The following is a 23,838-nucleotide window of genomic DNA, read 5'->3' as shown; positions in this document are numbered from 1 at the left end:
TATTTTAACAGAAGTTGAGAAAATGTAGCGAACAACTTTCTTTCATTGAAAGATTAGGCTACAATGAGAGCAGCAAAGGGAGGAATCTTATGTTTGGTTTATTGAAATACGCAAAAAATTATCGAAAACAAATTATCCTCGGTCCAGTCTTCAAATTTTTAGAAGCTTGTTTCGAGTTAGTTTTGCCCTTATTCATGGCTCACTTAGTCGATGTCGGTATTCGTCAAAACGACCGACAGACTGTCATAGAAATGGCCCTCTGGATGCTTGTTATGTCGTTAGTTGGTTTATTTTTTGTCATGATTTGTCAATATTATGCTTCAGTCGCTTCGCAAGGTTTTGGGACGGAGCTAAGAAATCAATTAATGAAGAAAATTAATCAGCTTTCACACAAAGAATTGAATAGTTTTGGTACAGATACCCTCATCACCCGGATCACAAACGATATCAACCAGCTTCAATTGGCTTTAGCGATGTTTATTCGGTTGGTCATTCGGACACCTTTTTTAAGTATCGGTTCTGTGGTCATGGCTTTTTACATTGACGTGCAGATGGGCTTTCTTTTCCTATTACTTTTACCAATTTTTAGCCTTATTCTCTTTATTATCATTAAAGTGACTGTGCCTTTATATCAAAAAGTCCAAGAATATTTGGATCGGTTAAACCGTCAAATTAGTCAAAATTTAAGCGGTGTCCGTGTAATCCGTGCGTTTGCTAGAAAGGAAACAGAGCAACGACATGTTGATAAAGCTTCAGATGATTTAGGCGATATTTACATTCGTGTATCGAATGTCTCTGCTTTATTAACGCCTTTAACCACTTTGATTATGAATGTTGGAATTTTATTTTTACTTTATTTTAGTGGCTTAAAAGTTTCTTTCGGTTCCCTGCAACAAGGGGAAGTTTTAGCATTGATCAATTATATGAATCAAATGATGCTCGCTTTAATTGTTGCTTCTAATCTCGTGGTAATTTTTACGCGAGCCGCCGCTTCCGCAAACCGTGTCAATGAGGTTTTAACTGTAGAAAGCCAGTTAACAGATACACCAGAATCAGCAAAAACATCGCCACAATTTGGTGATATTACCTTTGACCATGTAGATTTTCGCTATGAACCAGAGGCCGGTTTGGCTTTGGAAAATATCAATTTTACGATTCCTAAAGGCTCAATTCTCGGCATCACAGGACCTACCGGCAGCGGGAAAAGTACCTTAACCCAACTCATTCCCAGATTTTATGATGTGAGTGCAGGAAACCTTTTTATTAATGGTGTAAATGTGCGCGATTGGCCGCTCTTTACTTTACGCCAACAAGTTGCAAGTGTTCCACAAACTGCCGTCTTATTTACAGGGACTATTCGAGAAAACTTACAATGGGGCAAACCAAATGCAACTGATGAAGACTGTTGGGAAGCATTAGCTATCGCCCAATGTAAAGAATTTGTTGAACAATTAGACCAAGGGTTAGACACGCCTGTTAACGAAGGCGGAAAAAACTTTTCTGGTGGACAAAGACAACGGTTGACCATTGCCCGTGCCTTGATTAGGAAACCGCATTTACTTATTTTAGATGATTCCTTGAGTGCACTTGACTATCAAACAGATTTGAATCTGCGTCGTGCTTTACAAAAAGAACGAGCAGAGACAACCGTTATTTTAATTTCACAACGCGTGAGTTCGATTGCAACGGCGAATCAAATTTTAGTCCTAGATAGTGGAAAAGTCGCTGGCCTTGGCACCCACGAAGAATTACTTACTTCTTCTAAAGAGTATCAAGAAATCGTTGCATCACAGGAGGAGGATACCCATGCAAACTAAAAAAATTCATTTTGGTGCCTTCTCACGTTTTAAGCCGTATTTACTACGCTATCCAAAAGAAATTATTGGCGCCTTAATCCTAGGAATTCTCAGTGGTTTTTCGACTGTCCTCATGACTTATTATATAGGTAAATCCGTTGATACAATGGTTGGTAAAGGACAAGTCAATGCTGCGCAACTCATCAAAATTTTAGGTTTATTAGCAGGGATTTTACTCGTAACCGTTCTAAGTCAATGGCTGATTCAACGTCTCGGTAATCGCGTGTCTTATTTATCGACCACACAGCTGAGAAAAGACGCCTTTGCCCATTTAAATCAATTACCGTTAAGTTATTATGACCAAACATCACACGGAAATATCGTCAGTCGCTTTACCAACGATATTGACAATATTTCAATGGCTTGCTCGGCTGTCTTCAACCAATTATTTTCTGGCATGGCCACCGTCGTTGTTGCTTTGCTCTTTATGATCCGGCTAAGTCCCCTGCTCACATTAGTGGTTCTTATCAGTACGCCGATTATTTTTATTGTAAACTGGCTTGTTGCAAAAGCTTCACAAAAAAACTTTGCTGCACAACAAACGATTGTTGGTGAAATTTCCGGCTTCGTTTCAGAAATGGTTGGCAACCAAAAAATTGTTAAAGCCTTTCAACAAGAACAAGCTACGCAAGAAACATTTGAAGCATTGAATCAAACGTTGTATGAAAAAGGACAGAAGGCTCAGTTTTCTTCCTCCTTAACCAACCCACTTTCTCGATTTATCGACCATTTATCTTATTTATCGATTGGATTAGTCGGTGGCTTGTTAGTTTTAAGTGGCAATCCTTTAGTCACAGTTGGTGTTATTTCCAGTTTCACCATTTACTCTAGTCAATTTTCTAAACCTTTTATTGAACTCTCAGGAATCACCAACCAAATCCAAGCCGCCTTAGCTGGATTGGAACGTACCTTTGATATGATGGATCAACCAGTTGAACGTCCTGATGCCCCGAACGCAATTGTTTTGAAAGAAGCGCGAGGCCGTGTTGAATTTAAAGACGTTGATTTTTCTTACACGCCGACGCGACCTTTAATCGAAAACTTTAATTTAATTGCTGAACCAGGAGAAACAATTGCCATTGTTGGACGAACTGGTGCGGGTAAATCAACATTAGTGAATTTGTTAATGCGCTTTTACGAGGTCGACCGTGGCCAAATTACGGTTGATACTCACGACATTACTCAAATTACTCGGGACAGCTTACGAAAAAGTTTTGGTATGGTTCTCCAAGATACTTGGCTATTCGATAGTTCCATTCGGGAAAATTTAACGTACGGAAATCCTGAAGCCTCTGACGAAGAAATTATAGAAGCCATGAAAAAAGCCCATATTTTTGATTTCGTCATGCGTTTACCTCAAGGACTAGATACCGAGATTGGTTCTCAAGGCGTTAAAATTTCTGAAGGACAACGACAATTAATGACTATTGCACGCACGATGATTAGTAATCCGCCGATGCTTATTTTAGATGAAGCGACCAGTTCAGTTGATACATTGACCGAGCAAAAAATTCAGGATGCTTTTTTACAAATGATGACTGGCCGGACCAGTTTTGTTATTGCCCATCGCTTAGCAACAATCAAAAGTGCTGAAAAAATTCTAGTTATGGACAATGGTCAAGTAGTTGAAATTGGCACCCATGACGAATTATTGCAAAAAGAACAGGGTTATTATCGTGACCTTTACGAAGCACAGTTTAATCAAAAAGCACAATAAAAAAGAGTCACTTTTCTGGGATGATGAAAAGTGACTCTTTTAATTTTAAATTTATTGATCTAATTCAGATAATGGCTTTCCAAATAAACGTTTAAAGGGAATTTTATTGCCTAAATAATAAGTGGCAATTACTTGAATAGGAAAGAAAATAACTGTTTTAATTAAGCGTGGCACCCACCAAGCAAAATTTGCTAGATTGACGCCATACATTAAACTTAACCACAAAGGAGTTAAAATGATATTAATTAAAACGGTGACCAACAATGTCGCCAAAATCACTCGTTGCCATGTCATTTCTTTCTTATAATAGAAATAACCATAAATAGCACCAGCCAAAAAGGCATTTAAAGTAAACCCAGGAAAATAGCCTGCCTTTGGAAAAAGCAACATTCCTACCACATCAGCCACCGCCGTGCCGATTCCAGCCCAAAAAGGTCCGAAAATCATCCCAATCAATGATTCTGGAATAAACGTGAAACTGATTTTTAAAAACGTTGTTTCATACGCAAAAAAGCGTGAAAAGACAACGACCACCGCAATGAGTACGCCCATTAACGCAATGGATTTTGTGCCAAATTTTTTCTTTGTCATTTTTAGCATCTCCTCTAAGAGCTGCTACATGACGAACCATGCAGCGAATGCGAAAACAAAACCGCGAACATTAAAAAGCTGAACGTGTTGTTCTGATGATAAGCAAAGTAAGAACCTTTGCTTTCTAGCAACACACTGTTTATGTTCTTCGTCCAAAAGGCAACATCCCATCCTTTTAGCACTTAACGCTTTGTCTCCTACTCTGTTATTTTATTTGGACAAAAGTCCTCATAAAATATACCACAAAATAGTCAAAATAACCATTAAGGTTCTCTAAAAAGCTAACGGTCGACGATCCCCTTCATGGATAACCTCACGGAAGTCCGCAAACCCCGCCTCGACACCTCTCAAAAGAATTTCAGCACTGCCGATATTGGTCGCTAAAGGAATTTCATAGACATCACTTAGACGAATCAAAGCCGTCACATCTGGTTCATGCGGTTGCGCGGAAAGAGGATCTCTTAAAAAAATAACTAAATCAATGTTGTCTTCTGATATCATTGCGCCAATCTGTTGATCCCCACCTAATGGCCCCGATTTAAAGCAATGCACGGGTAAGCCAGTTGCTTCCATCACTTTCATGCCTGTCGTTCCCGTTGCATACAATTCATGTTTTTCTAAAATATGTTTATAAGCGGTTGCTAGTTTGATCATTAATGTTTTTTTACGATCATGAGCGATTAAAGCGATTTTCATGTTATCCAACTCCTGTCTTTGTTATATTATAACAAAAGTTTATCGATAAATCCGCTGAGAGTGTTTGCCCTTTGTCACCTTGACGAAAAAGTCTTCTTTTTCTTGTGCAACTCTCCCTTGCTGAAAGACAGCGTTTTCATTTAAACTATGAGTAACAAATCAAAAAGAAAAGAGTGACGTATCAAATGGTGGAAATGGCGCTTAGAAATGTGTATAAAAAATATGACAATGCAGAACATTATTCTGTTACAGATTTTAACTTAGAAATTACAGACCGTGAATTTATCGTCTTTGTCGGCCCTTCTGGTTGCGGTAAATCAACAACATTGCGCATGATTGCTGGCTTAGAAGATATTACTGAAGGTGAATTATCAATTGGGGACAAAGTCATGAATGACGTTGCACCGAAAGATCGTGATATTGCCATGGTTTTCCAAAACTATGCGCTTTATCCGCATATGACTGTTTTTGATAACATGGCTTTTGGTTTAAAACTAAGAAAATATGATAAAGCTGAAATTAAAAAACGGGTGGAAAATGCTGCGGATATTCTGGGCTTAACAGAGTACTTACAGCGTAAACCTGCGGCGCTTTCTGGTGGACAACGCCAACGTGTTGCACTTGGCCGGGCAATTGTCCGTGATGCCAAAGTCTTTTTAATGGATGAACCTTTATCAAACTTGGATGCAAAATTACGTGTAGCCATGCGTGCTGAAATTGCTAAACTACACCAACGTTTAGAAACTACGACAATTTATGTGACACATGACCAAACCGAAGCGATGACCATGGCTGATCGAATCGTAATTATGAAAGATGGCTTTATTCAACAAATTGGTTCACCAAAAGAAGTTTACAATACACCAAAAAATATGTTCGTAGCTGGGTTCATCGGCTCACCTGCCATGAATTTCTTCAAAGTTACCTTAAACAATGGGGTTATTTCTAACCAACATGGCTTAAAACTAGCAATTCCTGAAGGAAGAAACAAAGAGCTTGTTGAACATGGTTATGAAGGCAAAGAATTAATTTTCGGTATTCGTCCAGAAGATATTCATAGCGAACAAGTGGCTTTAACAGCAATGAAAGATGCGGTGATTAAATCTGAAGTCGTTGTTTCTGAATTATTAGGGGCTGAATCCATGCTTTATACAAAAATTGGTGATACAGAGTTTATCTCAAAAGTAGATGCTCGTGACTTCCACCATCCTGGTGAAATGATTGACTTAGCTTTTGATATTAACAAAGGACATTTCTTCGACCCTCAAACAGAAGAAGTCATTAAATAAAAAAAGCTCGAGGCATCCGTCGCAATGACGGATGCCTCGATTGTTTCTCTTTATGCTAATTTAACCTTCTTCTTTATCACTTTGGGTTGTTTTGCTTCTGTAAAAGTTGGAATATCTACATGTTTACTTAAGGTACTTGCTAAAAAGTAGGCAATACTGAAATCCACCAAACTATGAATTAATCCACCAACGCCCATCAAAAGAAAAATAGAATACATGAAGCCGGCTGTATAATAGGTTCCTGGCAAGTTGCCCATTGTGTAAAATACAGAAACAACCACTAGCTCGGCAGCGGAATGAATCACTCCAATTCCCACGTTAAACAACTGTAATTTCCCATTTAATAAAGTGAATTTCCCCTCTTTATTGATTAAAATTTCTGGATGCTTTTGTAAAATCACTGCGCCAATGACTGCAAAAATCAAATGAGATAAGGCCCGCAAAGCAATAATCGGTGTCGCGGATAAGAAAAAACCAAAACCTGTTCCTAGACTAACTGCAATTGCCACCACTGGAGAAATAAACATGGCAATAAAAACTGGGACGTGACTTGCTAACGTAAAACTGGCTGGACCAATGGTAATTCTTGGCATAACCATTGGAATGATAATCCCCATTGCAATTAAAAGTGCTGAAATTGTTAAACGTTTTACTGAGTTTGTTTTCATTAAAACTGCCTCCTAAAGGTGTCATGACACCTTTTTGTTTTTCTCAAGTGTAGCTGAACATCCGCAATGTGTCAAGACACATAAAAGAACTTTCTGTTATTTCTCATAAATAACAGAAAGTTCTTTTTTATACTGGTTTATTTTTTTCTAAAGCATTACTTAAACGAGCGAATTCTTCTAAAGACAATGTTTCACCACGTCTAGAAGGATCAATTTCTGCTTCAGCTAGGCTCTCTTTTAGCCAAGCCACTGTTTGTTCATCTTTCCCATAAAAATGCGTTAAGTTATTCCACAATGTTTTACGTCTTAATTGGAAACTGGCTTTGGTTAATTTGAAAAATTCTTTTTCATTGGTCACTGTCACTGCTGGTGTAGCACGGCGCGTCAATTTAATAATCGCCGAGTCAACATTGGGCTGCGGCACAAAAACTGTTTTTGGCACAATAAAGGCGACACTTGCTTCCATAAAATATTGGACAGCAATTGATAATGAACCATAAGCTTTCGTTCCTGGTTTAGCAGCAATTCGATCAGCGACCTCTTTTTGCATCATCACAACCATTTCAGCTACATCTAAAGAAGATTCTAAAAAATGCATCATAATTGGCGTAGTAATATAGTAAGGTAGGTTAGCCACCACTTTAATCGGATACTTCTCTTGAAAAACTTGGTTGGTTGTCTCGACCAAATCAGCTTTTAAAACATCTTGATGCACCACTGTTACATTATCATAGCGACTTAAGGTATCTGCTAAGACAGGAATCAAGCGATCATCAATCTCAAAAGCCACAACTTGTGCCGCGTTCATCGCTAATTGCTCTGTTAATGCACCAATTCCAGGCCCGACTTCGACAACATTTGTCTGCTGATTGATTCCCGCTGTTTCTACAATTTTTCTTAAAATATTAGGCTCTGTCAAAAAATTTTGACCTAAACTCTTTTTAAATGAAAATCCATGTTTTTTTAGTATTTCTTTGGTTCTGGATGGTGTGGCAATTTCTTTATAGTCCGTCACGCTTGTTCCTCCATGTAGTTATTCTTCGTTTGCAAGTTCTTTTAAAATACGTGTCATGCTTTCTTTCAATTCTGCTTCTGTAATCCGAAACATGCTTAACCGTTTGACTAACTGTTTGCTATTTGTATAGCCAATTCTTAGGTCATCTCCTAATAATTCACGGTATTTTTTGGCATTTGCTCCCGCTATTAAACCATATTCAACCAGTGTTTGTCTAGGAATTTCTTGATAGTCTTCATCAGCTTGAACAGGTGTTACGACTTTTTTTAAGGCTTCAATAATTGCTTCATCACTAGCATGTTCAACCCCTAGGCTACCTCCATTTTTTTTAGGCACTGCAACTTTTCTTGATAAAAAAGCATGCTTTGCATCAGGAACGACTTCCATTATTGTTTTACGAATTTTTTCGCCCGAATAGTCTGGATCTGTAAAAATAATCACGCCTCTCGTTTCTTGTGCGTGTTCAATTTGTGTCAAAATTTCATCATTGATAGCAGAGCCAATCGTTTCAATCGTATCCGCTGCAACTACCTCTTGAATGCGGCGTGTGTCGTCTTTTCCTTCAACGACAATGATTTCTGCAACTTTCATTTTTTCTTTCATTTATCTATCCGAAACAAGCGATGAGCGTTGACTCTCGTTTGTTCTGCCACTTCTTCAAAGGTTAGTTGTCGTAATTCAGCAATTTTTTCCACTACGTATCGTGTATAGCCTGGTTCATTCCGTTTACCACGATAAGGAACAGGGGCTAAATAGGGTGCATCTGTTTCCACCAACATTCGTTCAAGTGGTACCGCCATCGCCGCTTCTTGAACATCCAACGCTTTTTTAAACGTCACGACCCCACTAAAAGAAATATGCAGACCTAAATCTAAAAATTTCTTCATCCACTCGGCATCACCACTGAAACTATGCATGATTCCACCAATATCTGAAATTTTTTCATCTTTTAAAATTCGATAGGTATCTTCTAATGCCTCTCTCGTATGCACACTAAACGGTAAATTCATTTCCCGAGCAATCGCAATTTGACGGCGAAAGACTTTTTCTTGCACCTCTTTAGGATCCTCCATCCAGTAATAATCAAGACCGATTTCACCTAATGCGACAATTTTTGGCAACGTTAATTGTTCTTGTAATCGTCGTTCAACCTCTGGCGTATAGCTACCCGCTTCTGTTGGATGCCAACCAATGATACTATAAATATTGGCATATTCCTGACTAAGTAAAAGAGATTTTTCAATCGTTGGTTCATCAAAACCGACCACGGCCATCTCTGTAACACCCAATTCTTGGGCATGTGCAATCGTTTCTGGAATATCATCATTAAATTGTTCTGCATTCAAATGTGTATGTGTATCAAAAATCATTATGATTGCCTCCTTTATCTCCTCTCTACTTTATCATATTTCTTGAAAAATCTGAATGACTAGGCGACAAGATTCGCCATTTCCTCATAAACAGCGCTTGCATTTATGCTAAAAGTAACGTATACTATTCAGTCATGTTATTAAAAGGAGGAATCTCCATGACCGATGAAAAAATTTATGAACAACAGCATTTAACAACGGTTTATCATGAGCTGCAAGCGGCTAAAAAAGTTTACGAAGAGCAATTGGCGAACACAATGAAAGATGGCAAACATATGCTAGAGGAATTTGGTCGCGATTCTAAGCTGAATTTTGATAGTTATGCCGATAATCTAGAAACGTTTGCCATGTTGGAAATGAAGAACCGTGAAATTGATCAGTGGAACTTAAAAAATGAAGCAACGGCTAAAAATTTAGACAAAGTGAAACGCCTATTACAAGTTCCTTATTTTGGCAAAATTGGCGTGACTTTTGAAGACAGCCCTGAAGAGCCAGAAAACTTTTATATTGGCGTAAACGATTTTACTTCTTTAGAAGAAGAAACGCGCATTCACGATTGGCGCTCACCGATTGCTTCGTTATTTTATGACAATGTTTTAGGGAAAACAGCCTACACGGCACATCAACAAACCATTCCTGTACAACTTGATTTGAAAAGACAGTTAATTATTGAAAAAGATCAATTAATCAACTATTTTGACACAACCATTGCGATTCAAGATGATGTGTTATTGCATTCTTTAGAAGAAGATGCTTCTCCTTATATGAAGGACATTACGACAACCATTCAACAAGAACAAAATCAAATAATTCGTGACGAAACGCAGCCACTCCTACTAGTCAACGGGATTGCTGGTAGTGGGAAAACGTCTGCGATTATGCAACGGATTGCTTATTTACTTTATCAACATCGAGCAGAAATTACAGCGGATAATATTTTATTACTTTCACCAAATTCAACATTTATTGATTATATTTCTCAAGTTTTACCGAATTTAGGCGAACGAAATCCCTTGAATTTGACTCTTTTACAATTTTTACGCTTCACTACCAAAGAAGCATGGCCAATGGAAGAAGAAACGGACTATTTCGAACGCATTACTCGCTCTGAGGCAACGGAGCAAGAGCACGTTATTCGTTCAAAAGAATTTGCAACGTTTCTTTTAAGCAATCCTGAAAAAGCGGTTGTGCAGACACATTTTTTCCGTCCTTTAACTTTTAAAAAGCAGACCTTATTTACTTCAGAAACAATTTTTAAACTTTATCAAGAAACACCAGCTGATTTGAGTATTCGCCAACGAATTTCAGCCACAAAAGAAAAATTAACCAGTCTTTGGACACGTTATCTATTAAAACAAGCCCATTCTAAAAAAATGTTGGATCAATTCCAAGATTTAACAGAAGCTGAACAAGTTCGTTATTTTGGCACAGTGATTACCGAAGATAATGAAAAACATCTGGCTGATTTTGCTTTAAAACGTTTGAAGAAAAAATATCGCTCCATCACTGCCGCTATCAAAAATGATGCTTGGCTAGATCAATGGGCCTTTTTTGAAACGTTTTATTCTTTATTCACTGAAAAATCGTATCAAAAAGAGACAGCTGTTTTCACAGCCGATGAAATTGTGGCCCTTATTTTGGTGAAACATGCATTTATTGAAAATCTCGCCAACCAGCAAATGGCTTTTATCCTAGTCGATGAAGTCCAAGATTATACAGAAGCCCAATTATTATTACTGCTGACACTTTTCCCTAAAGCTAGTTTTACTTTAGCTGGTGATGAAAATCAAGCCATTTTTAATACAGCCATTGAATTTTCTGAAGCTCATGATTTATTGGTTAACGAAACCAGCCGTTCTGTTGGAACGTATCAATTATTAAACAGTTACCGTTCAAGTAAAGAAATTACACGACTCTTCCAAACATTAGGCACTCAACCAGAGCAATTAACCATTGTGCCCATCCGGCATGATGGAGAAAAGCCGACATTTATTCCTTGTGACTCTGCGTCTGACTATCTTAAAGCAATCGTCACTTCCATTGCAACTTTTGATCCGAAAGAAAGCACCGCCATTATTACTAAAACATTTGCAGAAAAAGAACAATTAACAAAAGAACTTAGTGCTTCTCTTTCATTGGAAGAACATCCGTCACTGCAAGTTTTATCAATTGATATGGCAAAAGGTCTAGAATTTGATAATGTAATTCTTCATAACCCAAATGTTAATCGTTATTCCGACAATAAACGAGATAAAAAAATCCTGTATACTGCTATTTCTCGTGGAATGAAACGGGTCGTTTTACCTTATACCGGCACACTTTCTGAATGGTTTACACCTTACTTGGCAGCCCGGTAACTGAGACTTAAGGCGGATTTTATTTTTAGAAAAACCACTTATAATAGACGAGTAGGTACTGCTTTTTAATTAGCAGACCTACTCGTTTGTTGTCTCTTAAGTTGAGAGGAGCGTGAGAAGGTGAAACAATCACCTGATTTAGAAAATTTTTTAAAAACCTCTATCCAAAAAAATGTAACTATTGAGCGAAAACAACAAAACCAAACCATTTGGCACTGGCTACTGCTTATTTTATTTGGCTTGCTAACCTTTGGCTCACTGACACAGCAGTTACTCCTAATTGGCTTGTTTACACTTATTGCCGCTATTGTTAAAGGTCCCTTAATGCTCGTCTGGGGAACCATCTATTCGGCGTTAGTGGCTTTGTTTCCACCTTTTGCTTTAGTCCTATCTTTACTTTTTTTTATAATTAATTTAGGCACTGTTATGAAAAGTTGGCGTATTACTTTAACAAGTGCTTACTTTTATCTAATTCCTTTAGGTTTTAGTCTCTTGAAAACGACCGACTGGGTATCAACGCCTTATTTCCTGACAGGCTTGGCTTTGTTAAGTATTTTAGGGCTGCATTTTATATTAGAGTGGCTCTATAAAAATAATAGCTTAGGCCGTTTACTCACGTGGCAAATTATTAGTGTCCCTTTTTCACTCTTACTGATCATTTTACCAAGTCGCCTAACGAAAGGCCGTTTTGGTAAAAAACGAATACCTAAAAAAGTGAAACTCTAAAATAGAAAAGCCTAGGAAAAATCGCAAATGATTTTTTCTAGGCTTTTCTTCGATTCTTTTAATTTAAAAATTCGTTGATTTTCGATTTTAGGACGTCGATAAAACTGGAGAAAGAGAGTTCATTTGTTTGTGAATAAGTCCAATGAGCCAATAACAGAAAAACTAAAATAACCAGTATCGCAACCACTAAAAAGGTTCTAATTCTTGCCCTTCTTTTTCTACGTTGAACTGTTAGCCGTGCTTGTTCCCTTACTCTCATAGCTTCTAAATAATACGGACGCCATTTAGGATCATTTTTTCGTTGCTCATAAAATTTAAATTTATGATAAGCCATCAAACTTCCCCCACATCAAATCACTTTTCTTCTAGTATACAAAAAAAGTAGTAAAGATAAAAGGTTACAATTCACCTTTTATCTTTACTACTTATGCTTTTATGCGATTCCTGCACCATTTGGCATTTCTTTTGGTGCTTCAACAATTTGAAGTTTCCCTTCTGGTGATTCAGCTGAAAGAATCATTCCTTGGCTAATTTGACCACGCATTTTTCTTGGTTTTAAGTTAGCCACAATGACTACTTTTTTGCCAATTAGCGCAGCTGGATCTGGATAAAATTCAGCAATACCTGAAAGAATTTGACGATGGTTTTCATCTCCAGCATCTAAACGGAATTGCAATAATTTATCTGCTCCTTTGACTTTTTTACAGTCAATAACTTCGGCAACTTTTAATTCCACTTTATCGAAATCATCGTACTTAATTTGTTTTTCTTTCGTTGAAACCAACGTTGTTTCTTCTGGATTCCATTTAATATCCTCTTCTGTAGCACTTTCGCTTTGGGACATTTTCTTTTGAATATACGTTACTTCTGTTTCAATTTCTAAACGTGGGAAAATAGGTGTTCCTTTACTTGTTACTGTTACGTCTGTTGGGAACTCACCAAAATGAATATTTTCCATGTTCATTGTTTCTGGATCTAAGCCTAATTGTTCGAAAATTTTCCCTGGTGTTTCTGTCATGACTGGTTGCAATAAGATTGCCACAATTCGTAAGCTTTCCGCTAAATGGATCATGACACTTTCTAATTCATTGCGTTTCTCTTCTTCTTTAGCCAATACCCAAGGCGCTGTTTCATCAATATATTTATTGGCACGAGAAACTAGCGTCCAGATTTCTGCAATGGCCGTATTAAATTCCATTTTTTCCATTGCTTCATGATATTTTCCAATAACATTAGCCGCAGTTGTCGATAGTTCACTATCAAATGGGGTAACTTTTGAAGCATAGGCTGGTACTTTGCCATCACAATATTTATTAATCATCGCAATTGTTCGATTCAACAAGTTTCCTAAGTCATTAGCTAAATCATAATTTAAGCGAGAAACGAAATCTTCTGGTGTAAAGACGCCATCACTACCAAATGGAATTGCTCGTAATAAATAGTAACGTAACGCATCTAGACCGTAGCGTTCTACTAACATTTCAGGGTAAACAACATTTCCTTTAGATTTAGACATTTTCCCGTCTTTCATCAATAACCAACCATGTCCAAAGACTTTTTTCGGTAATGGTAAATCCAAGGCCATTAACATAATTGGCCAATAAATCGTATGGAAACGCACGATTTCTTTCCCAACCATTTGCACGTTCGCAGGCCAATATTTTTGGAATAATGAATCATCTTCTGAGCCATAACCTAGTGCTGTAATATAGTTTGATAACGCATCAATCCATACGTAAACCACATGTTTTGGATCATTTTTTAATGGAATTCCCCAAGAGAAAGTCGTTCTTGAAACGGCTAAATCTTCCAATCCTGGTTTGATAAAGTTATTTAGCATCTCATTTTTACGAGATTCTGGTTGAATAAATTCTGGATGTTCTTCGTAATATTGTACCAAGCGATCCGCATATTTACTCATGCGGAAGAAATAGGATTCTTCTTTAACTAATTCGACTTCGTGACCACTTGGTGCTTTCCCACCAATGACATTGCCTTCATCGTCACGATATACTTCAGCTAATTGTGTTTCAGTGAAAAATTCTTCATCAGAAACTGAATACCAACCTTCATATTCTCCAAGGTAGATATCTCCTTGTTCTACTAAACGGTCAAAAATTTGTTGCACGGCTGCCATGTGATAATCATCCGTTGTCCGAATAAATTTATCATAGCTGATATCTAATGTTTTCCATAATTTTTGAACATCTGCTGCCATTTTATCAACGTACTCTTTTGGTGTCACATTCAACTCAGCAGCTTTTTTTTCAATTTTTTGGCCATGTTCATCCACACCTGTTAAATAAAATACATCAAAACCCATTAAACGCTTGTAACGGGCCATTGCATCGCAGGCGATTGTTGTATATGAATTCCCAATATGTAACTTCCCACTTGGGTAATAAATTGGGGTGGTAATATAAAATGTTTCTTTCTGTGACATACAGAAAAAACCTCCTTTAGTCATTTTCCTAAACCCTCAGGATTTACTCCTAAACAGTATACCATAATTAGACATTATTAAACTATATTTCTTGTCGGTTTTCTCTTGAAAATGAAGAAAATGCCAGAAAGAAAAGAGAGAAACACCTGTCTATTTGACAAGTATTCCTCTCTTTTTTCGTTCATTTTTATTCTTTTGTCTCGAAACGAACGATACTATGGTGTCGTCCATAAAAGAAATAAATAGCCAAACCAATCACTACGGCTACGCCAAATACTTGCCAAGTAGCTAAAGACAATTGGAACATTAGAGCCGCGCAAACCACGATTGAAATTAATGGTAGAACCGGCACAAGCGGCACTTTAAATTCACCTGCTTGCGGTTCTCCTTTCATTGTCCGTAATTTGATAATTCCTAAAGCGAGAAACATCAGATAAAAGAGTGTCACGATATTTGTAAGTTCAGCCAGCATCTCCATTGGAACAATCCCAGCAAAAACCATTGCTAAAAATCCAGCTACATAGGTTGCATTCTTAGGTGTGTGCCGCTTCTCATCGATTTTGCTCATAAACTGCGGCAATAATCCATCTTTACTAATCGCATAAATCACACGGGCTAAACTGTACATCATCGCAATCGTCACTGTTAATAAGGTTAAAATAGCACCAACTGAAATGATTGTCGCAATTGCGCCATGATTAATGAAGCGCATCGCAAAAGCCACCGGATCCTTGACCCCTAAATCCGTAAATGGAACAATCCCAGTTAAAACTAACGTAACAACAATATATAACAATGTTGAAATAATAATGGAACCAATAATCCCTTTTGGAATATCTTTTTTCGGATTCTTCACTTCCTCCGCGGCCATGCTGACCGCATCAAACCCTAGAAAGGCAAAGAAAACTAAAGCAGCACCACTGAAAACGCCTGAAAAACCATAAGGAATAAATGGTTGCCAGTTCGTTGGTTTCACATAAAAGATTCCCACGAGAACAAATAATAAAATAATCCCAAACTTCACGAAAACCATTAAGTTATTTAAACGTAACGCTGTTTTCGCTTCTAAAGATACCCAAAAAGTTACGGCTACAACGACCAACATGGCAATCAAATCAATATATGTACCATTTGTTGGATTATAAGCGCCACTTAACGCTTGCGGTAAAGAAAAACCTAAGCTATCCAAAAAGCCATGGACATAGCCTGACCAACCTGAAGCAACGGATGAAACCGCCAAGAAAAACTCACAAATAATCATCCAACCAGTCATCCAAGCCACAATTTCTCCAAAGACCACATACATGTAGGCATACGGCCCACCAATGACCGGAATACGTGATGCAAATTCTGCATAGCATAAACCAGATAAAATAATCGCGGCTGCTGCTACCAGAAATGATAAGACGAGCCCTGGACCTGCATAGCGTTCCGCTGCGACACCTGTCACAACAAAAATCCCTGTTCCTACTACAGCCCCAATTCCTAGAAAAATTAAGTCCATCGTCTTAAGATTTTTTTTCATCCCACCACTGTCATTGACAGGCACAGTGATTTCTTTTTTTCTGAAAATAGACATGTGTTTACCCCCGTAAAAAAAATAAGCGTAAATAAACTATTTACGCTTTCATATACCCTAAAAGAATACCACCTAGAATAACAAAAATGCAACCAAAAATAACATAAAACATTTCTTTTTTTGATTTTCTTTCGCCTAAAAGGAAGATGCCCCCAAGAGTCGAAATAATAATCCCCATTTGTGATAAAGAGAAGCTAATAGCTAAGCCAATTTCACGCATGGTTAATAACATACAAATATTTCCTAAGCCCCAAAGCAGACCCGTCGTCATATTCATCCAAACAAAACGATCAACTTTGACTTTTTTGAAGGCAAAGAAACTAGCCCCCACTAACATACCAATACTTTGTGGCAAAATAATTCCCCACGGATCTAAACCAGTGGCATTAATAATGATGGTATAGACGCCATACCCAACTGTTGAGAAAATCAAGGCCCGAATCCCTTTATTAAAATCTAACATACTGTTTGAGGTTTTCGGTTGACTGTCATCATCTTGTCGAGCTGTTAAATACACCCCAAAAACTAAAAAGGCCAAAGCGATAAAGCCCACAACAAAGTCTTTTGTTTTTGTCCATTCATGGAAAAAAACAGCCCCTGCAACGGTATTAACAACTAACTGCATCCCAGTTGAAATTGGTAAGCCAACTGAAACGCCCATATATTTCATGCTATGAAATTGTTGATTCTGTCCCAAACTCCAGAATAAACCAGATATAAATCCAACAATTAATGTGGCTGTCGTCAACGTAGGCTGGATGACAAAAAAGACAACAATTGAAAATAGTAATGCGCCGATTGTCATACCTAACGTTTGTTGATTGGCGCTTCCACCAATTTTACCGCTGACTAAACCAATACTGCCCCACGCAATCATGGGCACTAAAGCGATAAGTAAACTCATAATATTCTCCTAACAAATTTATTTCATTTCATTCTAACAATAAAAACGTTTTCTAAACAACTAAGAAGAGTAAGAGAAGTTAGCAAGAAAGTTTTAATAAATAAAAAAAGGCCTATCACCTCTTTAATTTGCTGATAGACCTACTTTTTATTTCACTTCATTATAATAACTGAGGGAAGGGAAAAACAATGTCATCGTCGTACCTTGCCCTTCTGTCGATTCGACTGTTAAATCATGACCTAACTTTTTCGCTAAGCTATGAGCCAAATACAGACCAAGACCAGTCGAATGCTGTTCGCTTTTTCGCCCGTTTTCACCAGTAAATCCTTTATCGAAAATGCGTCGTTGATCTTGCATCGGAATGCCAATCCCAGAATCTTTTAAAGATAAATAAATACCTTGTTTATTTTTGGAAATTAGAACCGTAATCGTGCCGCCTTCTGGCGTATACTTGACTGCATTACTTAATAATTGGCGGAAAATAAAAATGACCCATTTTCGGTCGGTTAAAACCGCTTCATCTTCCCCTTCAATTGAGAATTGCAATCTTTTTTGGATAAAATAATTTGCTTGCGTACGAACAACAGATTGCACAATTTCTTTTAAAGAATATTCTTGGAGTAAATAATCTCGAGAAAAGCTGTCCAGTCTAGCATAATATAGGACTTGCTCGACATATTCATCAATTTTACCTAACTCATTTTCCAATAGATAATATTTTTTCTCTGGAATATCATCTTCGACAGATTGTACCAGTAACGTGATAGCCGCTAGGGGGACTTTGATTTCATGAACCCAAGAGTCAATGTAATCTTTTTGGTCCTGTTGGTTGTTAATTGCTTGCTGCATGGTTTGTTGGTGCTCTTGCAATAAACCGTTAATATACGTTTGGACAAGTAGTTCTTCTTCTTTTTCTGCTGTATTCAAATATTCTTGTAAAGAAGGCGGCTCTTTTTCCGTTGCCAACGAAAGCCACCACTTACGTTTTAAATAATAATCAATTGTTAAAAATAGCGATAAAAAAACACTTTGCAGTAAAAAGATATAGCCAACCACTGTCCAATCTAAGCGGACATTAGGAGCCAACCATAAAATAAAACAAGTTAAGAACAGAAAAAATAACCAACCAATTAGTAATAACCAGCGATCTTTTAAATACTTTAGAATGGTCATTGTCTACTCCTATCTAGGGCACCATATAACCGACGCCCACTTTGGTTTCAATATAGCCAGCAATCCCTGCTTGCTCAATTTTTTTTCGTAAACGATTGATATTTACCGTCAACGTATTGTCATCCACAAAACGTTCATCGTCCCATAAAGCGCGCAATAGTTTTTCACGTGTTAAAATTTTTCCGTGCTTTTTCATTAAAAGATACAGTAATCGGTATTCATTTTTACTTAAATCGATCATTTCGCCTCTGATTTCCATTCGTCCATTGTCCACATTTAAAGTAATGCCATTATGTGAAAGCACTTCACTATCCGTATCGGAATAGTTATAAGAGCGGCGCAACAAAGCATTGATTTTAGCAATTAAAACATCTATCTGGAACGGTTTTGTAACAAAATCATCCGCGCCCATGTTCATCGCCATAATCATATCCATATTGGTACTACGACTCGAAATAAAAATAATTGGTACTTTAGAAACTTCACGAATTTTTTGACACCAATAGTACCCATCGTAAACAGGTAAATTAATATCCATCAAGACTAATTGGGGATTCTCCTCTTGAAAATCATCCAATACATCATTAAAATCGGTTGTTCCAATCGTTTCAAATTGCCATTTTTGTAATTCCTCGCTAATTAATTCTCGAATGGTTGTTTCATCTTCGACAATCATGATTTTAGCCATGCAATCCCACCTCTTTTATTTCTAAATTTTCATCTTTCTTATCCTAACAAACTTCATTCTTTTTGGATATAGGACTTTATGATGATTTTTACACTATTTCAAAAATAGGCGCTAATAATTCCCATTCTGATAACATGATGAATTTGCCAACGAAAGCAAAAATACCATCTAATAATAACACAGACATATTAATTCCTAATACAATAGAAGCTTTTTCGACAATTGGCATGGACTTTTTATTTTTCAAAATAAGATATAAAACAAAGTTCGTTCCATAAGTAAAAACTGTTAACAACACAATTAACTCAATCATTTTACCACTTCCTATTTTGGACTTTTCATTTTTCCTTCAATAATTTACTACTCTTAATTATAGCATAATCTTATAAAAAAATCGGCAGAGTCCTAACCCTTAAGATAAACAACAGAATAGAAGCAGCCTCTTTGGAACTCGCAAGAATCGAGCCTTTTTTAAGAGTTGAAGGTCTTGATCCTTAAAAGACAAGCCCTTCAACTCTAGTATGTTCCATGTATTGGAATTGATACCAACGTAACGAAGTGTAGTCGATCAGACAACCTCAGTTTTTCTAATGATTATATTTTTCATACACTTCTTTTAACTGGTTTAAATCTATTTTTTTCATTTGGTACAATTTTTTGGTCACTTCATTTGCTCTAGCTGGATTTGAGTCAGATAAATAACGTTTCAGTTCAGGATTGCCTGTTTGCCAACTGACCCCAAATTGATCTTCCATCCAGCCACACGGCCATTCTTTCCCTTTAGCAGTCACTTGTTGCCATAGCCGATCTATTTCCTCCTGATTTTCACAATCAATATAAATGGAGAAGGCCATGGTAAAATCAAAATCATGTTTATCTCGTGCATCCATTACTCGAAACGGTTGCTCCTGTAATGTGAAAAGTGCTTGCGCAATGTTCCCATCTTCATATTCAACTTTTTCAATTATTTCGCCTGGACCGAAAATCGCCAACCATTCTGATAGAGCTTTAGCTGCTTCGCCATATTTTTCATTAGCAAACATAAAGGTTGGTACAATTGTTTGTTCTTTTCCTGAAAAAGACACTTGCCAAGAGACACCAAATTTGTCCACTACCCAACCATATAAAGGACTAAAAGGATATTCCCCAAAAGGCATCAATATCTGTCCATCTGTTGTTAAATTTTTCCACAACGTTTCTGTTTGTGATAATGTTTTACATTCAACAAAAAATGAACTAGCTGGCGTAAAGGAAAATTCTGGTCCGCCATTTAAACCAATGATTGTTTGGTTCGCCAAGGTAAATTCAATGGTCATTAATGATGTTCCTTGAGGTTGGTGCTCCTCATTAACGTAGTTCGTTTTACTTAGAATCGCACCTTTTTCAAAGATTGTTGTATAGAAGTTAGCAGCTTCTTCCGCTTGTGTGTCAAACCATAAACAAGGTGAAAATTTAGGCATTGTGGTTCCCTCCTTCGTTTTCTTTAGTGTAGTCAAAGATTGATAAATAAACAAAGAGAACGTTTTAGTATTTATTCATTTCCGTCTGATAGAATCGATAAATTGCTTGTTTTACTTCTTGAAGCAAGGAGGATTTTAAATGTCCCCGTGTCAAAAAATAAAAGGAACGCCAATACTTTTCACCTAACGTTTGGAAGGGGATTTTTTCAGTAATCGCCTTTCTTGAAAGCAACGATTGCCCCATGCCCAATTCCAACATTTTAACAATCATTTCATTATTTTTAACCGTCATGAGTGTTGGGCTTTGATTACTTTCTTCTAAATACTGTTGGGTATAATGAAAGACCCCAGAATCCTTTTCACGTACCAACCAATTCTGATTGGCAGGGTCCCCAGCTAAAACCAATTGATCCTGAATAATTTCTTCACGAGTTGCTCCTTTCGTAATTAATGGTTTTTCGATAAAGCCAAAATCAACTTGATGTTTTTCAACTTTTTCCACTACTTCTTCTGAATTGTTCATTTCTAAAACAAAATTGATTGTTGCATACTGTGTCTGTAAATGCTGCATCAGTTGCGGCAAATAATAAACTGCAAAAGTATTAGACGCAGCAATTCGGCAAGTTTCTTTAGGTAATCTCGCCTGATGAAGAGCTGTTAATGTTTCTTGCCAATCATCAGCTAAATTTAGCAAACGATTATACAAGACTTCTGCTTGCCTAGTAGGGACTACATCTTGTCGACCATTTCTTAAAAACAATGAACAGCCTAATTCTTCTTCTAATTGTTTGATTTGATTAGAAACGGCTGGTTGTGAGATATATAAGCAGGTAGCTGCTTTGGAAAAGTTCATTTGCTCATACACAATTTGAAAAGTCTTTAATAATTTAAACATAGGCATCCTTTCGATAACTTTCTATTATAAATATTATTTTAACTATTTATTTCTCAAATGTAAAAAATTTCGTTATACTGGAAGTAATGAACAAGAAAGAGAGATTTTTTCAATGAAAAATTCAGAAAATGATTATATCCAATCTTTATTCCAAATTCTTCCCGGCTTGCTAACAGCTTTCCTTGTCGCCTGCCTTAGCAAGTTTCTTGCCATCTGGTTACCTAGCTTAGGCGCCGCAACGATAGCTATTTTACTAGGAATCTTTTTGGGAAATACCTTTGTTCGCGGTGCCAATTTAAATCGCGGAACCAAAGTAGCCGAAAGTAAATTACTAGAATTTTCTGTTGTTTTATTGGGAACCACCGTGACCTTTCAAACGATTGCCCAAATTGGCTTACAAGGTGTCGCATTTATTCTCATTCAAATGTCGCTGACCATTATTTTTGCCTATTTGATCGGTAAAAAACTGGCTTTTTCTGATAATATGTCTTTATTGATGGCTGGTGGTAATGCCGTTTGTGGATCCTCTGCCATTGCTTCGATTGCTCCAGCAATTCAAGCAGATGAGGAAGAAAAAGGCCAAATCATTACTTTAGTAAACTTATTAGGTACCGTTTTAATGTTGACCTTACCCATTTTAAGTGGGATTCTCTATGGTACCAATTTGTTGGCTCGTAGCGCACTAATCGGAGGGACTTTACAATCAGTTGGTCAGGTTGTCGCCAGTGCCAATATGGTCAATGAGAACGCAGTTCAACTAGCGATGCTCTTTAAAATTATGCGGATTGTCCTACTCGTAGCAGTTGTCTATTTATTTGGACGTTTCAAGCAAAGTAAGACGGCAGAATCAGAAGCTGAGTTGGTAGAAGTCACCAAAAAAAGCAGCGCCCTACCTTGGTATGTAGTTGGCTTTTTCATTGCCTGTGTCTTTAATAGTTTGATTCATTTCCCCGTCGTGATCAGTGAGACTGCTCATTTCTTTAGTTCTTGGTTTGAAATTACTGCCTTGGCAGCAATCGGGTTACGACTCGATTTTAAAAAGTTTTTCCAAGAAGGCAAACGTTTCTTAATCTATGGTTTATCAGTAGGAACTGTTCAAGTCGTCCTAGCCATTTTGTTGTTGGCACTGCTACAGTTCTAATAAAAAAGTTTGACGTTAACACGTCAAACTTTTTTATTTCAGCTTATTCATGCTATTATGAATAAGGTTTTATTAACTTAAAGGAGTTTTTCGATGTTATTTAGTATTAAAAAAAGCGAATGGTTAGGTAATGAACGAAATGATCTATTTGCGGGTCTCGTTTCTTCTGTCGCCATTTTACCAGAAGTAATCGGGTTTGCGATTATTGCTGGTGTTCACCCGCTTTCTGCAGTGTTTGCTTCAGCTGTTACTTTACTTGTGATTACTTTTACGGGCGGCCGTCCGGCAATGGTTTCGGCGTCTGCTGGCTCAATGGCCTTAGTCCTTGCAGGCTTAATTCAAGCACATGGTTTGTCATACATGCTTGCTGCGACTATTTTAACAGGCTTTCTACAATTTATTTTAGGTTATTTAGGTATCCATAAATTAATGCGCTTTATTCCCAAGACAGTGATGTACGGATTCGTCAATGCGTTAGCCATTTTAATTTTCATGGCGCAAGTACAACAATTGCCCCATCAAACACTGTGGTCCTACGGTATGATTATCTGTAGTATCTTACTTATTTATCTATTACCTAAGTTTATTACAATTGTGCCTCCTGCTTTAATTGTTATTTTATTCATGACTATCCTGTCCTATTTTTTAAAAGGTCATTTGCAAACGGTAGGTGATCTTGGTGAAATGAGTCAGTTTCATCCAGCGATCCGTTGGCCTAATGTACCCGTCAACTTAGAAACGTTGTGGATTATTTTACCTAGTTCTGTTGCCTTAGCAATGGTCGGGTTAATTGAATCTTTATTGACGATCCCCATTGTGGACAAAATGACAGCGAGCCAAAGTGATAGCCAACGAGAAGTTAAGGCGCAAGGATTCGCTAATATAATTACCGGCTTTTTTGGTGGCCAAGCTGGCTGTGCGATGATCGGGCAAGCGGTCATTAATGTTAAATCAGGGGGACGAAAACGGCTTTCTACTTTGATTTCAGGTATTACCCTCCTTCTATTCATTTTTGTTTTTAAATCCGTGATGGTAGCCATTCCTACAGCTACATTGATTGGGATCATGATGACAGTGGCAGTCGACACCTTTGATTGGGAAAGTTTACAGCTTTTCCGAACTTTTGAAATTACTGAAATTGTTATTTTACTCGTGACAGTGGGTGTGATCGTCTGTACGCATAATTTAGCGATTGGAATTATTCTAGGTGTTCTTTTAAGTGGTCTTCTTTATCATTTTTTCAAAAAAGAACCAAAAAAAAGTTGCTAGC

At 37.3% G+C, this 23,838-nt stretch carries 22 protein-coding genes and 1 riboswitch; of the genes, 7 read left to right on the top strand and 15 right to left on the bottom strand.

Features of this window, described 5'->3' with window-relative positions; genetic code table 11:
* Positions 1–89 precede the first annotated feature (89 nt).
* Complete coding sequence (locus IGJ46_RS03445; protein WP_002364705.1) at positions 90–1,817, top strand: ABC transporter ATP-binding protein; 1,728 nt, start codon at positions 90–92, stop codon at positions 1,815–1,817.
* Positions 1,807–3,573, top strand: coding sequence for an ABC transporter ATP-binding protein (locus IGJ46_RS03440; protein WP_002355825.1), 1,767 nt, complete (start codon positions 1,807–1,809; stop codon positions 3,571–3,573). The genes IGJ46_RS03445 and IGJ46_RS03440 overlap by 11 nt, the downstream gene beginning before the upstream one ends.
* Before the next feature lie 51 nt (positions 3,574–3,624).
* On the opposite strand, the gene IGJ46_RS03435 is transcribed toward IGJ46_RS03440, so the two are convergent.
* Positions 3,625–4,173 carry a folate family ECF transporter S component gene (locus IGJ46_RS03435; protein ID WP_002385065.1) on the bottom strand — a complete coding sequence of 183 codons (549 nt, stop codon included), beginning with the start codon at positions 4,171–4,173 and terminating at the stop codon, positions 3,625–3,627.
* 30 nt (positions 4,174–4,203) lie between these two features.
* Positions 4,204–4,371: riboswitch (THF riboswitch) on the bottom strand.
* Between the two features lie 66 nt (positions 4,372–4,437).
* Positions 4,438–4,860, bottom strand: a complete 423-nt coding sequence (gene mgsA / locus IGJ46_RS03430) for a methylglyoxal synthase (RefSeq protein ID WP_002355823.1) — start codon at positions 4,858–4,860, stop codon at positions 4,438–4,440.
* Positions 4,861–5,045: 185 nt separating this feature from the next.
* Between mgsA and IGJ46_RS03425 the strand changes: the two genes are divergently transcribed.
* Positions 5,046–6,149 (top strand): ABC transporter ATP-binding protein, encoded by a 1,104-nt coding sequence (locus IGJ46_RS03425; protein ID WP_002355822.1) that lies wholly within the window; start codon positions 5,046–5,048, stop codon positions 6,147–6,149.
* 50 nt (positions 6,150–6,199) lie between these two features.
* Here IGJ46_RS03425 and IGJ46_RS03420 read toward each other — a convergent pair whose 3' ends face one another.
* The 4 genes from IGJ46_RS03420 to IGJ46_RS03405 all read right to left on the bottom strand — a co-directional run bounded on the left by IGJ46_RS03420 (position 6,200) and on the right by IGJ46_RS03405 (position 9,202).
* Positions 6,200–6,817, bottom strand: coding sequence for a hypothetical protein (locus IGJ46_RS03420; RefSeq protein ID WP_002355821.1), 618 nt, complete (start codon positions 6,815–6,817; stop codon positions 6,200–6,202).
* A 127-nt stretch (positions 6,818–6,944) separates the two neighbouring features.
* Positions 6,945–7,832: a 16S rRNA (adenine(1518)-N(6)/adenine(1519)-N(6))-dimethyltransferase RsmA gene (gene rsmA / locus IGJ46_RS03415; protein WP_002358849.1), complete on the bottom strand. Its 888-nt coding sequence runs from the start codon at positions 7,830–7,832 to the stop codon at positions 6,945–6,947.
* 18 nt (positions 7,833–7,850) lie between these two features.
* A complete protein-coding gene (gene rnmV / locus IGJ46_RS03410) occupies positions 7,851–8,435 on the bottom strand; it encodes a ribonuclease M5 (RefSeq protein ID WP_002358848.1) in 585 nt (194 codons plus the stop codon).
* On the bottom strand, positions 8,432–9,202 hold the full coding sequence (locus IGJ46_RS03405; RefSeq protein ID WP_002358846.1) for a TatD family hydrolase: 771 nt from the start codon (positions 9,200–9,202) through the stop codon (positions 8,432–8,434). Before IGJ46_RS03405 ends, rnmV begins: the two co-directional genes overlap by 4 nt.
* Before the next feature lie 134 nt (positions 9,203–9,336).
* On the opposite strand from IGJ46_RS03405, the gene IGJ46_RS03400 reads away from it, so the two are divergent.
* Positions 9,337–11,559, top strand: coding sequence for a HelD family protein (locus IGJ46_RS03400; RefSeq protein ID WP_218391463.1), 2,223 nt, complete (start codon positions 9,337–9,339; stop codon positions 11,557–11,559).
* 120 nt (positions 11,560–11,679) lie between these two features.
* Positions 11,680–12,285 (top strand): hypothetical protein, encoded by a 606-nt coding sequence (locus IGJ46_RS03395; RefSeq protein ID WP_002383359.1) that lies wholly within the window; start codon positions 11,680–11,682, stop codon positions 12,283–12,285.
* Positions 12,286–12,343: 58 nt separating this feature from the next.
* Here the strand turns inward: IGJ46_RS03395 and IGJ46_RS03390 are convergent, their stop codons facing one another.
* The 9 genes from IGJ46_RS03390 to IGJ46_RS03350 all read right to left on the bottom strand — a co-directional run bounded on the left by IGJ46_RS03390 (position 12,344) and on the right by IGJ46_RS03350 (position 21,427).
* Positions 12,344–12,619 carry a hypothetical protein gene (locus tag IGJ46_RS03390; protein WP_002361374.1) on the bottom strand — a complete coding sequence of 92 codons (276 nt, stop codon included), beginning with the start codon at positions 12,617–12,619 and terminating at the stop codon, positions 12,344–12,346.
* A gap of 99 nt (positions 12,620–12,718) precedes the next feature.
* Positions 12,719–14,728: a methionine--tRNA ligase gene (gene metG, locus IGJ46_RS03385; RefSeq protein ID WP_002355813.1), complete on the bottom strand. Its 2,010-nt coding sequence runs from the start codon at positions 14,726–14,728 to the stop codon at positions 12,719–12,721.
* Positions 14,729–14,915: 187 nt separating this feature from the next.
* Positions 14,916–16,307, bottom strand: a complete 1,392-nt coding sequence (locus IGJ46_RS03380; protein WP_002379190.1) for an amino acid permease — start codon at positions 16,305–16,307, stop codon at positions 14,916–14,918.
* Positions 16,308–16,347: 40 nt separating this feature from the next.
* Positions 16,348–17,211: a GRP family sugar transporter gene (locus tag IGJ46_RS03375; RefSeq protein ID WP_002355811.1), complete on the bottom strand. Its 864-nt coding sequence runs from the start codon at positions 17,209–17,211 to the stop codon at positions 16,348–16,350.
* Between the two features lie 147 nt (positions 17,212–17,358).
* Positions 17,359–18,384, bottom strand: a complete 1,026-nt coding sequence (sapS, locus tag IGJ46_RS03370; RefSeq protein ID WP_002358842.1) for a two-component system sensor histidine kinase SapS — start codon at positions 18,382–18,384, stop codon at positions 17,359–17,361.
* 13 nt (positions 18,385–18,397) lie between these two features.
* Positions 18,398–19,072, bottom strand: coding sequence for a two-component system response regulator SapR (gene sapR, locus IGJ46_RS03365; protein WP_002358841.1), 675 nt, complete (start codon positions 19,070–19,072; stop codon positions 18,398–18,400).
* An 88-nt stretch (positions 19,073–19,160) separates the two neighbouring features.
* Entirely contained in the window at positions 19,161–19,385 is a 225-nt protein-coding gene (locus tag IGJ46_RS03360; protein ID WP_002355808.1) for a hypothetical protein, read from the bottom strand.
* 274 nt (positions 19,386–19,659) lie between these two features.
* Positions 19,660–20,532: a VOC family protein gene (locus IGJ46_RS03355; protein ID WP_218391461.1), complete on the bottom strand. Its 873-nt coding sequence runs from the start codon at positions 20,530–20,532 to the stop codon at positions 19,660–19,662.
* Between the two features lie 64 nt (positions 20,533–20,596).
* Positions 20,597–21,427, bottom strand: a complete 831-nt coding sequence (locus IGJ46_RS03350; RefSeq protein WP_002373539.1) for a LysR family transcriptional regulator — start codon at positions 21,425–21,427, stop codon at positions 20,597–20,599.
* Between the two features lie 112 nt (positions 21,428–21,539).
* Here IGJ46_RS03350 and IGJ46_RS03345 point away from each other — a divergent pair, with 112 nt between their 5' ends.
* The gene (locus tag IGJ46_RS03345) at positions 21,540–22,568 is read left to right on the top strand and encodes a YeiH family protein (protein WP_002355805.1); all 1,029 of its coding nucleotides are present in this window, start codon (positions 21,540–21,542) and stop codon (positions 22,566–22,568) included.
* A 93-nt stretch (positions 22,569–22,661) separates the two neighbouring features.
* Positions 22,662–23,837, top strand: coding sequence for a SulP family inorganic anion transporter (locus IGJ46_RS03340; protein WP_375343099.1), 1,176 nt, complete (start codon positions 22,662–22,664; stop codon positions 23,835–23,837).
* Position 23,838 lies beyond the last annotated feature (1 nt).

Origin of the sequence: Enterococcus sp. AZ120 (assembly GCF_050546165.1) — a bacterium.
Lineage (GTDB): Bacteria > Bacillota > Bacilli > Lactobacillales > Enterococcaceae > Enterococcus > Enterococcus faecalis.
This window is presented reverse-complemented; position numbering and strand designations above follow the sequence as displayed.

What these genes read in the sequence shown, in the direction of transcription:
- IGJ46_RS03405 (WP_002358846.1), bottom strand. Translation starts at nt 9,202, where the DNA reads ATGATTTTTGATACACATACACATTTGAATGCAGAACAATTTAATGAT.
- IGJ46_RS03355 (WP_218391461.1), bottom strand. Translation starts at nt 20,532, where the DNA reads ATGCCTAAATTTTCACCTTGTTTATGGTTTGACACACAAGCGGAAGAA.
- IGJ46_RS03340 (WP_375343099.1), top strand. Translation starts at nt 22,662, where the DNA reads ATGTTATTTAGTATTAAAAAAAGCGAATGGTTAGGTAATGAACGAAAT.
- IGJ46_RS03390 (WP_002361374.1), bottom strand. Translation starts at nt 12,619, where the DNA reads ATGGCTTATCATAAATTTAAATTTTATGAGCAACGAAAAAATGATCCT.
- IGJ46_RS03435 (WP_002385065.1), bottom strand. Translation starts at nt 4,173, where the DNA reads ATGCTAAAAATGACAAAGAAAAAATTTGGCACAAAATCCATTGCGTTA.
- IGJ46_RS03345 (WP_002355805.1), top strand. Translation starts at nt 21,540, where the DNA reads ATGAAAAATTCAGAAAATGATTATATCCAATCTTTATTCCAAATTCTT.
- metG (WP_002355813.1), bottom strand. Translation starts at nt 14,728, where the DNA reads ATGTCACAGAAAGAAACATTTTATATTACCACCCCAATTTATTACCCA.
- rnmV (WP_002358848.1), bottom strand. Translation starts at nt 8,435, where the DNA reads ATGAAAGAAAAAATGAAAGTTGCAGAAATCATTGTCGTTGAAGGAAAA.
- IGJ46_RS03375 (WP_002355811.1), bottom strand. Translation starts at nt 17,211, where the DNA reads ATGAGTTTACTTATCGCTTTAGTGCCCATGATTGCGTGGGGCAGTATT.
- IGJ46_RS03440 (WP_002355825.1), top strand. Translation starts at nt 1,807, where the DNA reads ATGCAAACTAAAAAAATTCATTTTGGTGCCTTCTCACGTTTTAAGCCG.
- IGJ46_RS03445 (WP_002364705.1), top strand. Translation starts at nt 90, where the DNA reads ATGTTTGGTTTATTGAAATACGCAAAAAATTATCGAAAACAAATTATC.
- IGJ46_RS03420 (WP_002355821.1), bottom strand. Translation starts at nt 6,817, where the DNA reads ATGAAAACAAACTCAGTAAAACGTTTAACAATTTCAGCACTTTTAATT.
- sapS (WP_002358842.1), bottom strand. Translation starts at nt 18,384, where the DNA reads ATGACCATTCTAAAGTATTTAAAAGATCGCTGGTTATTACTAATTGGT.
- mgsA (WP_002355823.1), bottom strand. Translation starts at nt 4,860, where the DNA reads ATGAAAATCGCTTTAATCGCTCATGATCGTAAAAAAACATTAATGATC.
- IGJ46_RS03400 (WP_218391463.1), top strand. Translation starts at nt 9,337, where the DNA reads ATGTTATTAAAAGGAGGAATCTCCATGACCGATGAAAAAATTTATGAA.
- IGJ46_RS03425 (WP_002355822.1), top strand. Translation starts at nt 5,046, where the DNA reads ATGGTGGAAATGGCGCTTAGAAATGTGTATAAAAAATATGACAATGCA.
- sapR (WP_002358841.1), bottom strand. Translation starts at nt 19,072, where the DNA reads ATGGCTAAAATCATGATTGTCGAAGATGAAACAACCATTCGAGAATTA.
- IGJ46_RS03380 (WP_002379190.1), bottom strand. Translation starts at nt 16,307, where the DNA reads ATGTCTATTTTCAGAAAAAAAGAAATCACTGTGCCTGTCAATGACAGT.
- IGJ46_RS03350 (WP_002373539.1), bottom strand. Translation starts at nt 21,427, where the DNA reads ATGTTTAAATTATTAAAGACTTTTCAAATTGTGTATGAGCAAATGAAC.
- IGJ46_RS03360 (WP_002355808.1), bottom strand. Translation starts at nt 19,385, where the DNA reads ATGATTGAGTTAATTGTGTTGTTAACAGTTTTTACTTATGGAACGAAC.